Source organism: Campylobacter pinnipediorum subsp. pinnipediorum (genome assembly GCF_002021925.1).
GTDB lineage: Bacteria > Campylobacterota > Campylobacteria > Campylobacterales > Campylobacteraceae > Campylobacter_A > Campylobacter_A pinnipediorum.
Genome location: NZ_CP012546.1, coordinates 149,519 through 164,246, shown reverse-complemented (window position 1 = coordinate 164,246; position 14,728 = coordinate 149,519). Strand labels below are relative to the sequence as shown.

The window sequence follows — 14,728 nt, the reverse complement described above, 5'->3', positions numbered from 1 at the left end:
CTAAATCCTTAAAGTTTGGTTTATTATTATTTATTTCTAAATTAAGCAAGCGGTGATTTTATCAAAAAAATAATTAAAAATCAAATTTTTAATCAAAATCCCTGTTTATTTGTATTTTTTTCTATTAATTTCAATTAAAAAACCAACTAAAATTTGTATATAAATTTTTAACTTACATAATTTTAAATTTTAGACTGTTAAGCTATTTATATTTTACTAAAATTATGTTATAGTGTAAATGTTATTATTTTTTTAAAAGATAATTATATAAAAATATTTAAGTTTTTATTTGGTTATCATAAATTTCATCAAAAAGGATAATATTATGGATCACAAAGGCTTATTGACTCAACTTGGATATAATACAGATGAAGCTAATGAAGCTCAAATAAAGAGAATTTTAAACAACACAGATGGATTAGAAATAAAACAAGTTTTAGAGCTACACGATCATTTAAAACCTCATCTTTGCTTTGTCGCTATGAGCGGTAGCGAAGATAGACTAAAAATAAAAAATGTAGCTACAATAGAAGAAATAAGACAAAATGTTGAAAACATTATACAAAATTGGGCAAAAAAATATAAAATGAATCTAAAAAAAATAAACGAAACAACATATTATATATTAGGTGTATAAACACCTAATTTTGCAATTTTAAATTTGATTTTGATATAATTGCAAGCTTTTAATACTATTAAGGAGATAAAATGGCTTCATACTCTATGGGTGATTTAAAAAAAGGCTTAAAGATAGAAATGGACGGCGTGCCTTACAAAATTGTTGAATATCAACACGTAAAACCTGGCAAAGGAGCTGCATTTGTTCGTGCAAGAATCAAATCTTTTGTAGACGGGAAAGTCTTAGAAAAGACATTTCATGCTGGTGATAAATGCGAACAACCAAATTTAGAAGAAAAACAAATGCAATATCTATATGATGATGGTGAATATTGCCAATTTATGGACACAGTTACATACGAACAAGTTTCAATAGCTGATGATGATATTGGCGATGCTAAAAAATGGATGATTGATGGAATGATGGTAGATATTTTATTTCACAACGGTAACGCAATAGGTGTTGAAGTTCCTCAAGTTGTTGAATTAAAAATAGTAGAAACACCACCTAACTTCAAAGGCGACTCTCAAGGCGGCAAAAAACCAGCTACACTTGAAAGTGGTGCAGTAATTCAAATACCTTTTCACGTTTTAGAAGGCGAAACTATCAGAGTAGATACTGTTCGCAGTGAATACATAGAAAGAGTTAGTAAGTAATTTTTAAGCCTAAAAATTTAGGCTTAAATTTATTTTATTTTTAAATTAGATATTATTGTGCAAGCCTCTTTTATATCATTATCACAAGCTCTATTAAAATACTCTCTAGCTAATTTATCATTTTGTTCTACTATATTTCCTCTTAAATAAAGCATTCCTATAGCCAAACTTGCTTGGAAATACCCTAATCTTTCAGCAGTACCCCATAAAGAAAGAACCCTATTACTTTCATCTTCATCTCCGCCCCTATTTGCTATAAGCAAAAGACCAAGCCTATAATTTGATAGTTTCTGAACGTTTACATCATCACTTTTTATGCCAAGCTCATAATACTTTCTAGCTTCAGCATAATCACGTTTTACACACTCGCCCTTTTCAAGCAGCCACGCATAAGTAAAAATAGCATCAGGATTGTTTTTATTAGCTAGCTGTTTATAGAGTTTTTCAGCCTTTACACAATCATAATTTTTATAAGCATTCTGGGCTTCTTTTAATAATTCGTCATCATTTGCAAACAAAGATAATAAAATAAAAAATAAAAAATAAAAAAATTTCACTTGCTCTCACTTACTTTTATTTTCAGGAAATATATTCCTTTTTTTAAGCTCTTTTATTAAGTTTTTACTAGCTTTTGTGGTAGTTTTGATATCAGCATCAAGTCCACCTGCCAGCGAAAACATCCAATACTTATGTATCTCACCCCATTCCAACAACTTATCTATTTTTTCCTTTGTGGTATCGCTTGGAGCTACCGCGATTTTAGCAAGCTCTAACTCTTGATAAAATACAGATATTGTAAGTATATTTTCTATATGCCCCATAATCCTTTTTGAACTTAAAAAATCTTTTAGCTTATCTATCTTTTTAGAAATTTTTACCAAATCCTTAAAATGCTTTTCTTCTATCTTATTATTATTTTTTAATTCCAACAACTCATCTATCTTCGGAGTAATTTCCAAAAAAGCAGCTTCTACTTTATTTTTTGCTTCTGTTTGTATAGCTGTTTTTTTAATCACATATCGATAAATTTTTAAAAGATGTTTATTTGCCTCTTTGTAACTTACTTTATTTATATTCGGTAGATTTTTAATCTCCTTATCCTTACAAAGCTCTTGCATAGTCTCTTCAAAGCCACGCTCTATAGTGCCATTTATCCTAGCACCACCTTCGGTACAGTTATATGTAACAACATCCTCTTTTGATGAATTTTCTATATCTTTTTCATATTGGTTCTTAAATAAATTCCATATATAAGTAGTTCTCACCTCTCCTTCGCCGCCATAAGCAGTAGTATAAAGAAACTCATCACTTTGAGCAAAAGCATGACCTTTAGCATGACTAGAACCATCTGGCGCAAATGCCAAGTCTTGTCCTATAAGAACTATATTTTTATGACCTAAAACGTAAGCAAATTGATAAGCTTGATTTGCAGTGCTATGACCAATGCCTAGGTAGCCGAACTTGTCTAGTCTCATAGTCTTTTCATCTTGTGTTGGGCGCATTGTAAGAACTAGTTTTCTTGGGAGTATTTTTTTTATTGTTTCTTTATGTGTTAAAGATGCGACTATAAAATATATATCTTTATCTATCTTTTTATCTTTTTTATCAAAAAAAGTAGATGTTGCAACGACCCTTTCAATAGAAGTTACATAATCAGGCACAATGCCATGTTTAAGAAGTATAGGATAAGAGGCATCCAAACTAATAACACTAACATAAGGTGCTATTTTTTTAAGTACAGGAAGCTGTTTGTCCAAAGATGGCCCAGTAGCAACGATAACGGCCGTATCCATTAATTTATGTCTTTTTTTAACCAAATCCACATAAGAATAATTAGTTAAGGTGTGAACGATATTTTCTAAGTTTTGTCTAATGCCCTGCAAGTTATCATCTATGCTGTTTCCATGACTTACCACCATTTGAGATATAGCCTTTGTAAAATCAGCATTAATCCTTGTCAAATCCTCTTCAAAATTCTCATAAAACTCAGAATGCACATGCAGATCATAAAGCTTTGAAAACACAGAAAACTCGCTTTTAGAAGCCAAAAAATAAAATTGCGAATATGTAGCAAGTTCAGAGTAAAACAATACCAATCTTTCGCTTCTAATATCTTCTGAAAGATCTATTAAATTTAATGCTATATAAATTATTTCAAGCTCAGGCTCTACAACTACTATCCTTTGATGAGTTTTATTTTGCAAAAGAGCTTTAAATAAAACACCATTACCAAGACCATAAAAAAACATAACCGGATAACGCTTATATTTTTTCTCTAAACTTTCAAGCATATCGTGAACATCTTTAGATGGGTTATTATACACATACTTTAAAGTTTTTTTATCTATAATATTTATATCTATAGGATCATTTTTACCGATATAAACATCGTATTTTTCATTTGATGTTATAGCAAAAAGACGAGCCGCTAAAATTTCATCTTGTTGAAAAAGTGCCTGTAAATTCTTTTCAAAAATTGTATCTTGTGTGTTATTCAAAAGAGCTCCTTATAAATCTTCTTCTCTTATTCTATCGGCAAATTTTATATTTCTTTTAGCAACTTTGCCAATAAGTTCTTTTTTAAACCTAGGATGTAACCCAAAACCAGGTCTTACAACCCTTATATTATCATTACTAAATTTCTCACCTTCTTTTATATCTTTACTTGCATAAATAGATCTTGCAAATTCTCTACCTTTGATACTCTTTGAATCAAGCACAAACTCATCTTGTCCAAGCAAAGCCTCGGTATTTCTAACGGCATTTACCATATCTTTAAACTCATTTTCATCCAAAGAAAATGCCTCATCTACACTTTTTATATTTTTATTTAAAATAAAATGTTTTTCCACTATTCTAGCACCAAGGCTAACAGCAACAACAGGTGCTACAATACCCAAAGTATGATCAGAAAAACCTATCTCTACGTTGAATGCTTTTTTCATTGTTGCAATATTTTTTAGATTCATTTCATTTAATGGAGATGGGTAGCTAGATGTGCATTTTAACAATGCTATGTCATTATTTTTTGCCTCTTTACAAGCATTTACGGCTGACAATATCTCATCTTCGTTAATAATCCCTGTTGAAATTATCATTGGTTTTGATTTTTTAGCAACATAATTTATAAAGTCACAATCATTTGCCTCAAAACTTGCTATCTTATAAGCAGGAGGATTAAATTGTTCTAAAAATTCAACATCTTCTTTAGAAAAAGGGCTAGAAAAACATATAAGCCCCTCCTCTTTAGCTACTTTAAAAAGCTCAAAATGCCACTCTCTTGGAGTTAATGCATCTTGGTAAAGTTTATATAAATTTTGACCTTTCCATAAACCATCTTTAAGCAAAAAATCATCATTTTGGCAATCCAAAGTAAGACTATCTGCTGTATATGTTTGAAGTTTTATAGCATCAGCCCCTGCTCTTTTAGCCGCTTTTATAGTTTCTATGGCTGTTTTTAACTTACCTGAATGGTTTGCCGAAAGCTCGGCTATGATAAAAACTTTTTTACTAGTATCAAAATCTGCTATTTTCATTTTATGCCCTATCTAAAACACTTCTTGGATTTATCTGTATCTTATCATAATCAATAAAATCGCCTTGTAAGTATTTTTCTCTAGCTGCTCTTGCTATCATAAAAGCATTATCAGAACAAAACTCCAAAGGCGCCATTAAAAGCTCTGTATTGTGTCTTTGACAAAGTTCATTGAGTCTTGAGCGCAAGTTTAAATTCGCACTTGCACCACCAACTACACCAAAAACTTTAAATTTTTTCTCATCAAAGATACGTTTTAATTTATCCATTATATGCAAACAAGCTGCATTTTCAAAAGCAAAACATATATCAGAAATATCGCTTTCATTTATATTATCTATCTTTTGTATAACAAGTCTAACTGCATTTTTAAGACCAGAAAAGCTATACTCTAATCTTTTATCTCCAAGCAATGGAATTGGAAATTTAAAACGATCTTTATTTGTTGATTTTGTAGCATAATTAGCCACTATACCGCCCCCGGGATAACCCAAACCAAGCATTTTAGCCACCTTATCAAAGCTTTCGCCAAAACTATCATCGCTTGTAGAGGCTAAAATTGCGATGTTTTTATCCTCATCTATTTCAAGAACCATAGTATGTCCGCCACTCACTAAAAGAACACCCATTGGAAACCTTGCCTTTGAATCCAAAAATAGCGAATATATATGTCCAACAAGATGATTTACGGTTATAAGCGGGACCTTTAGCCCCATGCTTAGAGTTTTTGCCATACTAACTCCACCTATCAAGCTTACACTAAGACCAGGTTCGTTTGTAACAGCAACAGCCCTTATATCATTAAAATACTCTTTTATCTCATCTACTAGATTTGGTAAAGCTTTTGTATGGAGTCTAGCTGCAAGTTCTGGAACAACGCCACCAAATAAATTATGCTCACTTTCTTGGGATATTTTTTTGTGATAAACTAGCTGTAATGTATCAATTTTTAAAAGTGCTAAAGAGCTGTCATCACAGCTACTTTCTATAGCAAGTATCATACAAATTCCACCAAAAACATACCTACAAATTTATTGCTATTTATCTCATATAACTCAACCCTATATATCTTACCAGCTTTATCCGTAGAATATCTAGTTATCATATTTTTTCTATATATATTTTCATCACTCTCGTCTATTTTACCGGAGTTATAGCCTATAACATTAACTCTTATGCCATTTTGTTTTTCTATATTAAAAAAGTTTTCAACACTTACCTTAGTGCCGCTTTGAAGTATCTCCTCTTTTCCATCAACAATGACTTTTATCGTATCTATTTTTTTTCCATATTCGAAATATTGAGGAATTAATTTTGTTACAAATCTATTTCCATATTGAACCTTATATCCATTACCTTCTTTTATAACAGCCAAAAGAGGATTAGTAGAGACATATTCTAATTCAACTCCAATTTTAAGCGGTATATATGTTAAAGCAGAGCGAGTATCTATAAGATTTAAAACAAACATATTGTTAAAAAAACTTAGATGAATTTCTTTTTCTATAGCTTTTTTAACGCTCTTTACATCAAGTTCAAATGGCCTAGTAAACTCTATACCAACAACCCTCATATACTCCTCAATAGCAAGAAGATGATAATAAGTCCTTTCTTCTGCATTTAAGTTTTTACTAGCTTCGTTTGCAAATGCTGATTTGTTTTGAGTAACAGCATAATATGTAAGAGATTTCAGCATCTCAACATCGCCCTCTGCTGTTCTTGTATTTTTCACATGATAAGTATGGTGTGCATCTAAAATTTTAGAGTTTATATGATTTTTAACTCTTGTAGCGATATCTTCTAAGTCTGGATAACTAGAACCTTGCAATTTTGTCTGATCCACTATACAAGTGCTTCCCCATCTTGAAGGATTTATATCATTGCTTATATATTTACCACTATAAAAACCACTACCATCGTGCAAATTTAATATCAAAGAAACCCTTGGATCTGTTATAAGTTTTTTTATACTAATAACGGCTCTATAGTCAGGATCATCTTTATCTATCTTGGCAAATTTTCTATTCATATCGCCTTTTGTTCCGCGAGATCTTTGTATAATGCTTGGAAAATTTAAATTTGGAACAACCCAAAGACTACCCTTTGTTATATTATAATCAGTAGCAACAATACTAGCCGCCAAGAAGCCTCCTGGCTCATCGCCTTGGATTCCGCCTATTAAAAGCATAGTATTATCGTCTTGGATACCTTTTTTAATAAGGGCATAATCTAAATTTTGTGAAAAAGCCAAAACACCAAAAAAAATTACAAAAAATTTAAAAATAATCTTCAACTCCACTCTCCATCTTTAATATAAAATATTTTACACTTCATCAAAATGTTTTGTTTTTGGTAAAACTAGATTTAGCACAATACCAACTATCGCACCAAGTCCAACACCAGAAAAACTCACAAATTGCAAATCAACAATCATTCCACCAATAGCAAATACAAATATCAAAGAAACTATGATTATATTTCTAGGATCAGACAAATCAACATTATGTTTTATAAGTATTTGCATACCAACACTTGCTATAACACCAAATAAAAGCAACATTATACCACCAATCACAGGAGTTGGTATAGTTGATAACACAGCGCCCAATTTTCCGATAAATGCAAGGCAAATTGCAGTTATTGCAGTCCAAGTCATTATAGCTGGGTTGTAAGATTTCGTAAGACCTACAGCAGCCGTTACCTCAGAATAAGTCGTATTTGGCGGTCCTCCAAAAAATCCAGCCAAACTAGTCGCAATACCATCGCCTAAAAGTGTATTTTTAAGCCCAGGTTTTTTCAAAAAATCCTCTTTTGCGACATTTGAAATAGTTATCATATCGCCTATATGTTCTATAGCTGGAGCTATGGCTATAGGTATCATATACAAAATAGCATGCCACTCAAAACTAGGAAATACAAACTCAGGAATACCAAACCAACTAGCATTTGAAATAGGAGAAAAATCAACAATACCCATCAAAAATGACGCCAAATATCCGAATAAAATTCCAATAAGAATAGGAATTAATTTTAATATTCCTTTTGCAAGTGTCATAATAACAATAGTGCAAATCAGGGTAAAAAATGCTATAAACATCGACTGAGCATGAGAATAAACAGCCTCGTTCCCTACCCCCATAGCCATCTTTACGGCAGCTGGTGATAGTATAAGACCTATAGTTGCAACAACAGGTCCTACAACAACAGGCGGTAAAAGTTTATGTAAAAACTCTTCTCCTTTAAATCTAACCAAAAAGCTAAGTAAAACATACATAAATCCAGCAGCTATAATGCCTCCCATAGTAGCAGAAACTCCCCATTTTTGTATAGAAAAAGTCATAGGGGCTATAAATGCAAAAGAACTAGCTAAAAATATAGGCGGGACATTTTTGCGAGTAACAAGCTGAAAAGCAAGTGTTCCTATACCTGCTGTAAAAAGAGCCACATTTGCATTAAGTCCGGTCAAAATAGGGACTAAAACCAATGCTCCAAAAGCAACAAATAAAAACTGAACACCTAAAATGCTCTGCCTAAAATTAAATTTATAACCCTCGTATTTTGTCAATGTTTTCCCTTTTTATTAAATTTATCAGACACCAAGTATCTTTTTTGCCTGTTTTCTAACCTCATCATCTATCACAAAAAGATCATTTCTATCGCTTATGTTTATATCTTTAAAAATATCAACACACTCAAATATAACTTTTGAAATATCTAAAAATCCACATTTTCTATCCAAGAAAGCATAAACACCAACCTCATTTGCTGCATTTATAACAACACCTAAATCAGGATTTTGCAAAACCCTATCTTTTAATCCAAAAATAGGATATTTTTCTAAGCTTATCTCTTGGAATTTTATCTCATTAAGCTTTAGTAAATCAACACTTGAAACTATCTTTTCATCAACACTATCAAGCACCGCATGAGCTATAGCAAGTCTCATATCAGTTCCTGATATATGAGCTGTAGTTGAGCCATCTTTAAACTCAACAAGCGCATGTATCATAGAAGTTTTTTCTATGATAGCCTCTATATCTTTAATACCATAAAGCCAATAAGCTTCAAGCACTTCAAAAAGCTTATTTGCCATACTAGCGCTATCGATCGTGATCTTAGCACCCATGCTCCAAGTAGGATGTTTTAAGGCATCTTCTGGTTTTACATCTTTTAGCTCGTTTACAGGGATTTTATAAAAAGCTCCGCCACTAGCTGTTATTATAAGTTTTTGCGGTTTTGATGCTGAGTTAGAAAGCAAAAATTTAAGCCCAAAATGTTCGCTATCTATCGCTAAAATTTGATCGCATTTTAAAAATTTACCACCTATAACAAGGCTTTCTTTATTTGCCAAAGCCAAAGTTTTTCCCATTTCTTGTATCTTAAAACTAGGCTTAAGCCCAGCAAAACCAACAAGAGCATTTACAACTTTTTGGCTTTTGCACTCAGATAACATATCAACAATGCCTTCTTCGCCACAAAAAACATTTTTATGTTTTATATTTTTAGCTAGTTTTTCATCGCCAATACAGACAAATTTTGGATTAAATTTAGCTATTTGTTCGTTTAACAACTCGATATTATTGTTGCAGCTAATAGCCTCTACTTGGATACCATATCTTTGGCATATATCAAGAGTATTTTTACCTATGCTGCCGGTTGAGCCAAGTATTACCACGATAAAGTCCAAAGTAAAACAGGTGCTGCAAACAAGTATCCATCTATCCTATCAAGCATACCGCCGTGTCCGGGTAGTATATTTCCACTATCTTTTATATCAACCCTTCTTTTTAAATAGCTTTCAAACAAGTCTCCAAATACACCAAAAGCACACATCAAGAAACTAGCAAAAGCGCAATAAAGAGCATTTTCCATAAAATAACTTGCATACATAGCACCTATAACAGTTCCTAAAAACAAGCCTGCCAAAACACCTTCAAGAGTTTTGTTTGGAGAGCTTTTACTAAAAGGCCTATGCCCATATTTTTTTCCAACAAAATAAGCACCGGTATCACTTGCAACAACTGACAATATAACCCAAGCAAGATAGCCAACTCCGTATTGTGAGTATATAGCCCACATCATAAAAATAGGCATTGATGGATATATAAAAGGTAAAATAAGATTTAAATCTTCACTTTTTTGATAAGCCACAAAAGAGACTATAACAAGCATTGCCAAGATAAGACAAAATATTGGATTTGAAACAAAACTCAATGTATAAAAAGCAAGAGCAACAAAAACAAGTTTCTCATAACCATCAAGCTTAAAAAGCTGAATGCTTTCTTTAAACGATAGATATAAAACCACACCTAAAATTATAAAATTTAGATTATAGTTATCAACAAAAAATATGATTAAAACAGCCAAAAACATCAACACACCGGTAACAACTCTTTGTTTCATAACAAATCCTTTATTTTGATTGTAGATTACAAGATTTTACCTAAAATTTGCTTATAGTTCATACATTAAAATTTTAAATATCAAATTTTTATATCCAAATGATACGAATTTTCATTTTCGCTTGTCTCTTGTTCTATTTCATCATTTTTTTTCAAATTACTTTGATTATTCTCTTGTTCTTGCTGATTTTTTTGTTTTTCATGCTGATTTTCAGGGTCTATTTTATATGTCTCCTCAGCTGGTCTTAGCTCAGCTATCTCATCTTTTGTTTCATTTGCAAGCTCAGCAGCCATAGTGTTTTGCATATCAAGCCTAGCTTGTGTATTTGCATTAGAAGCTGATACAACAGGAGCATTTTGGTTTATAAAGTTTATATTTCCAGCTGGGGTGATTGACATTTTGATTCCTTTTACTTTGAAAGTATTATCGTCTTATAATTGATATAGTTTACATTTGCTCCGTTTATTATCTTAACATTTTCTCGTTTTGTATAATCAATCTCATATCTACCACTTCCAACACTACTAAAATTTAGACAAATTTTAGCCGCATACTCAAGCACATCTTCATCTGGTTTTAGCTTGTTTGTCTTAATGATAACGTGCGGACTTGGAAGGTCTTTTAAATGCACCCAAATATCATTTTTTTTAGCATTTTTTAAAAGTTCTAAATTTGCACTCTCATTTTTGCCTATTAAAATTTTAAACTCTCTTATATAAAAACTTTTTATATTTTCATTTATAGTTTTATCTTTTTTGATTGTATTTTTTTTAGGTAACAAAATTTCAAGCTCACTAACACTATTTGCACTGTTTATCAGGTTTGATAAATTCCTTAAAAAATCAAGCTTTTGAGATAAATTTTCCCTTTGCAAATCAACACCATTTGCTTTTGCTTTCAGTCTTTTTGAGCTATTAAAAAGCTTATTTGCAAATACCTTTGGGCTATCATCTAAGATAAAATCAACAGCATTCCCATCAAAGTCAATAAGCTGAAATTTTCTTTCATACTCTTTTAAATTTGATAAATTTGCAAGTAAAAGTGTAGCCATTTTTGAGTTTTTATCAGCACTCATCAAAAGTTCATCTTTATCTTCAAGTGTATTTATATTTTGTAAAACGGCTTGGATTTTTTTATCTATTTGAGCTAGTTTTACATTTTTTGTATAGATAAAATTTGCATTATTTACCCTATCAAACTCACTAGCAAAAAAATCATCAAAATCACTTATAGGCAAGACTGATTTTTCTTTTATCTCAAACTCGCCAAGCTCTTTTAGCTTTTCTCCAGTTTCTATCTTCCTAAATTCACTATCAATATGCCTTAAAGCTTCTAAAATTATCCCATTTTCATCAGTTACAATAGCGTTTGTAAATCTACCAGTAAACTCAAGATAAAGTATAGTTTTTATACTCTTATATGAGCCTTTTTGCTCACAAACAAATTTTAAAATTCTATTGTTTTTTAAACACTCCACACTGAGCAAAAATGAGTTATTAAGTCTTTTTTTGATGATATTGTCAAATGGTGCTTGATACTCTTTTATCTGCATAAAATCATCATTTGCATAGATAGATGAGTCTGATTTTGATAGGTCAAAAAACAAGCCTTTTTTATCAAACCCGATATATATATTCATATTACCGACACGTTTAATGCTTGTGATTTTTTTGAAATTTGATAGATAGTTAGCTATTTGTAAAAGATGTGAATACTTCATAAAAACCCTTTATAAAGCACATTATACCCAAAAATGCAATAAAGGTATTATAAATTCACTGGTATAAGCTACCAGTGAATAAATGTTTTATTATTGTTTTAATTGTAAAAGCGTATTTAGCATCTCATCACTTGTTGTGATTGCTTTTGAGTTTGCCTGAAAACCTCTTTGAATAACTATTAAATTCGTTAATGCCCTACTTAGATCAACGTTACTTTGTTCTAATTTTGCAGCTGCGATAGTTCCTTTATTTCCACTACCTGCAGTTCCTATGACAGGATCCCCTGAGTTTGCAGTCCTAGAAAAGACATTTCCACCCTCTGCTTGCAAACCCTCATTGTTTGTAAAAGTAGCGACAGCAACCTGAGCCAAACCAAAGCTTTGACCATTTGTAAAAGCACCGATGATAACACCAGTCTCATCAACCCTTACATCTTTTAATGTTCCACCCTCATAACCATCTTGCCTTATATACTCAGTTGATGAGTCTCTATCAAAACTGGTTAATCCATTAAAATCGCTATTTAGCCCAAAATCCAGCTGAACACTTTGTCCAGGCAATGAGCCGTTATTTCCACTAAATGTAAAACTTGAAGGATTAAATGAAGCCAAAGCACCATCAGGACCAAATCTAAGCGAACCTGTTATTACGTTAGCTGGACCTTCTCCAGAAAAATTTATCTTAGCAGGCTCAGGCACTTGAATAACCATATTCCACTCTGTTCCACCATCATTTGTTGTGGCGACCTTTGCCCATTTGATATTTACAGTATGTTTTGAACCAAGAGAGTCGTGTATCTCAGTAGTAGAGCCGTGGCTTGAGAGCATAAACTTAGAACTTGTTTTTATAGTTTCACTTGGGCTTAATGAGCCTTCAAGGGATTTAAGCATAGTAGTAAGTCTAACATTTTCATTTATAGCTGGAGCATCATTTTCTGTTTCAGTTGTTCTACCTGTTATACTTATATAAAGCGGATGATCAAAATTATCGCCTTTTGGATTTTCCAGCTGAAACTGACCTTGCGCATTAACGCTAACCTTAACCCCATCATTATAATCAGTAAATTTAGTAAGCTCTGCTATATATTTTGCTGCTGTTTTTGCCGCATCTTTAAACTCTTCACCACTATTTATTGCCCTATGAAACGCAGCTTTAAATTCATTTTTGTAAGATGTAATGCTTTCATTGTTTTTTATAATACCTTCGTTTACTAAGATAGCCGCCAATCCCTCTGTCGCTGCATTTATTTTTTCATTATCATCACCCCGTTGTGCGTTTAAAGAATTCTCTACGGCAGTAGCAACCCGGGCTGCAACATTAGTCGCATCATCTCTCTCTATTTTTCCATCTCCATTATAATCAACATATTTTCTTGCATCCTCTTGCATAGCACTTCTTAGATCCTCTGTTGTATTTATAAGTCTTGTGATCTTATCATTTGAAGAGTGAGTTGTGTTTGCAGTAGATGTTGTGTATTCATACTGATATGCTGTTATAACCTCCGTACTATCCAAACCAGTAGTATCGGTTCCATTGCCATTTGGAACAGCTTTATTTACAACCAAATGTATATTTTTTGTGTTTTCACCTGTGCCCGTATTGTTTCTATTTATAAGTGTAAGCTTATTTCCTTCCGATACTTTGGCTTCAACACCTGTTTTATTTGACTGAGCATTTATAAAAGAGGCTACATCCCTTATATTTTTTATAGAATTTGCACTTTTTATAGGCACTCCATTTAAAACTATATCTATAGACCTACTCTCTGGGATAACCTTACCATCAGGACCACGCTCAGGGAGGCCATTTTGAAGCTTTAAATATCTTCCAATATTTGCAGCATCACTGCTACCAAGCTCAAATTTTTTAGTTTTTGCATTTGCATAGCTTACCCATATGCCCTGACCTTGTCTTAGTGCGACACCATTTCCTACATCATCAAACATAACACCAAGGTCAACACCTCTTTCTGTCAGCACCTGCTCATTTCTTTTATTTGTATAAAAATTATCATTGGTTACATCATTTTCATTATGAATTTCTATAGGATCTAAAATACCATCGTTGTTATAATCACGTCCATTCCCAACAGAGTCAAGGGTATATATAGGGATACTTCTTGGGCCTATTGAGTTACCTGAGTCAAGATTTCCCTTTACATTTATCTGTGTCGTAGCACGAGCTGGGGTTGTAAGTCCTTCTGGTATTACTATATTTCTTATAGGACCTGTTGGATCTATCGTTCCAGTTTCATCATCCCTAGTCCAACCTTGTGCTATATAGCCACTATTATTTACAAAATTTCCAGCTCTATCTCTTACAAAATCACCATTTCTAGTATATAAATTTGTCTTACCACCATCAGGCGATACTATAAAAAATCCATCTCCTTGAAGCGCTAAGTCTGTATTTTTATCAGTTGCTTGCAAAGTTCCTTGGGAAAAAATTCTTGTAGTTGAATGAACAGATGTTCCAAGACCTATTTGCATAGGATTTTGACCGCCTAGCTCACCTTGTGGAGCTGTTGCTATCCTTGGTGTTTGACTCAACATATCCGAAAAATTTGCACGAGAATATTTGTGTCCAACAGTATTAACATTTGCTATATTGTTACTTTCTACGTCCATTGCTATCTGGTGTGCCTGAAGACCTGTTACACCAGACCAAAGTGATCTTAACATAGTTTTATCCTTAGATATAAAATTTATTTAAAACCACATAAGCAAGATTTGTTCCATTTTTTACCTTAAATCTATATTAAGAAATTTATTGTAATATGAATTTGCTACAAAAA

13 protein-coding genes are annotated in these 14,728 nt (G+C 32.2%); 2 read left to right on the top strand and 11 right to left on the bottom strand.

Annotated elements, in window-relative coordinates; translation table 11 throughout:
• Positions 1 to 325: 325 nt before the first annotated feature.
• Both CPIN17260_RS00830 and efp read left to right on the top strand, forming a co-directional pair.
• On the top strand, positions 326 to 637 hold the full coding sequence (locus CPIN17260_RS00830; RefSeq protein WP_078398252.1) for a type II secretion system protein: 312 nt from the start codon (positions 326 to 328) through the stop codon (positions 635 to 637).
• Positions 638 to 708: 71 nt separating this feature from the next.
• Complete coding sequence (efp, locus tag CPIN17260_RS00825) at positions 709 to 1,275, top strand: elongation factor P (RefSeq protein WP_078440412.1); 567 nt, start codon at positions 709 to 711, stop codon at positions 1,273 to 1,275.
• 29 nt (positions 1,276 to 1,304) lie between these two features.
• Here the strand turns inward: efp and CPIN17260_RS00820 are convergent, their stop codons facing one another.
• From CPIN17260_RS00820 to flgE, 11 genes are all read right to left on the bottom strand, one after another.
• Complete coding sequence (locus CPIN17260_RS00820; protein ID WP_078398254.1) at positions 1,305 to 1,832, bottom strand: tetratricopeptide repeat protein; 528 nt, start codon at positions 1,830 to 1,832, stop codon at positions 1,305 to 1,307.
• 6 nt (positions 1,833 to 1,838) lie between these two features.
• Positions 1,839 to 3,773: a motility associated factor glycosyltransferase family protein gene (locus tag CPIN17260_RS00815; protein WP_078440411.1), complete on the bottom strand. Its 1,935-nt coding sequence runs from the start codon at positions 3,771 to 3,773 to the stop codon at positions 1,839 to 1,841.
• Positions 3,774 to 3,782: 9 nt separating this feature from the next.
• Positions 3,783 to 4,811 carry a pseudaminic acid synthase gene (gene pseI, locus CPIN17260_RS00810; protein ID WP_078440410.1) on the bottom strand — a complete coding sequence of 343 codons (1,029 nt, stop codon included), beginning with the start codon at positions 4,809 to 4,811 and terminating at the stop codon, positions 3,783 to 3,785.
• Between the two features lies 1 nt (position 4,812).
• The gene (tsaD, locus tag CPIN17260_RS00805; protein ID WP_078415668.1) at positions 4,813 to 5,811 is read right to left on the bottom strand and encodes a tRNA (adenosine(37)-N6)-threonylcarbamoyltransferase complex transferase subunit TsaD; all 999 of its coding nucleotides are present in this window, start codon (positions 5,809 to 5,811) and stop codon (positions 4,813 to 4,815) included.
• Positions 5,808 to 7,109, bottom strand: a complete 1,302-nt coding sequence (locus tag CPIN17260_RS00800; protein WP_372236835.1) for a M99 family carboxypeptidase catalytic domain-containing protein — start codon at positions 7,107 to 7,109, stop codon at positions 5,808 to 5,810. The genes tsaD and CPIN17260_RS00800 overlap by 4 nt, the downstream gene beginning before the upstream one ends.
• 24 nt (positions 7,110 to 7,133) lie before the next feature.
• Complete coding sequence (locus tag CPIN17260_RS00795; RefSeq protein ID WP_078415667.1) at positions 7,134 to 8,375, bottom strand: uracil-xanthine permease family protein; 1,242 nt, start codon at positions 8,373 to 8,375, stop codon at positions 7,134 to 7,136.
• Between the two features lie 24 nt (positions 8,376 to 8,399).
• Positions 8,400 to 9,485, bottom strand: coding sequence for a 1-deoxy-D-xylulose-5-phosphate reductoisomerase (dxr, locus tag CPIN17260_RS00790; protein ID WP_078440409.1), 1,086 nt, complete (start codon positions 9,483 to 9,485; stop codon positions 8,400 to 8,402).
• Positions 9,479 to 10,213, bottom strand: coding sequence for a phosphatidate cytidylyltransferase (locus CPIN17260_RS00785; protein WP_078440408.1), 735 nt, complete (start codon positions 10,211 to 10,213; stop codon positions 9,479 to 9,481). Before CPIN17260_RS00785 ends, dxr begins: the two co-directional genes overlap by 7 nt.
• Positions 10,214 to 10,293: 80 nt before the next feature.
• Entirely contained in the window at positions 10,294 to 10,611 is a 318-nt protein-coding gene (locus tag CPIN17260_RS00780; protein WP_078422721.1) for a hypothetical protein, read from the bottom strand.
• An 11-nt stretch (positions 10,612 to 10,622) separates the two neighbouring features.
• A complete protein-coding gene (locus tag CPIN17260_RS00775; RefSeq protein ID WP_078440407.1) occupies positions 10,623 to 11,933 on the bottom strand; it encodes an NFACT RNA binding domain-containing protein in 1,311 nt (436 codons plus the stop codon).
• A 90-nt stretch (positions 11,934 to 12,023) separates the two neighbouring features.
• Positions 12,024 to 14,615, bottom strand: coding sequence for a flagellar hook protein FlgE (flgE, locus tag CPIN17260_RS00770; protein WP_078440406.1), 2,592 nt, complete (start codon positions 14,613 to 14,615; stop codon positions 12,024 to 12,026).
• Positions 14,616 to 14,728: the final 113 nt, after the last annotated feature.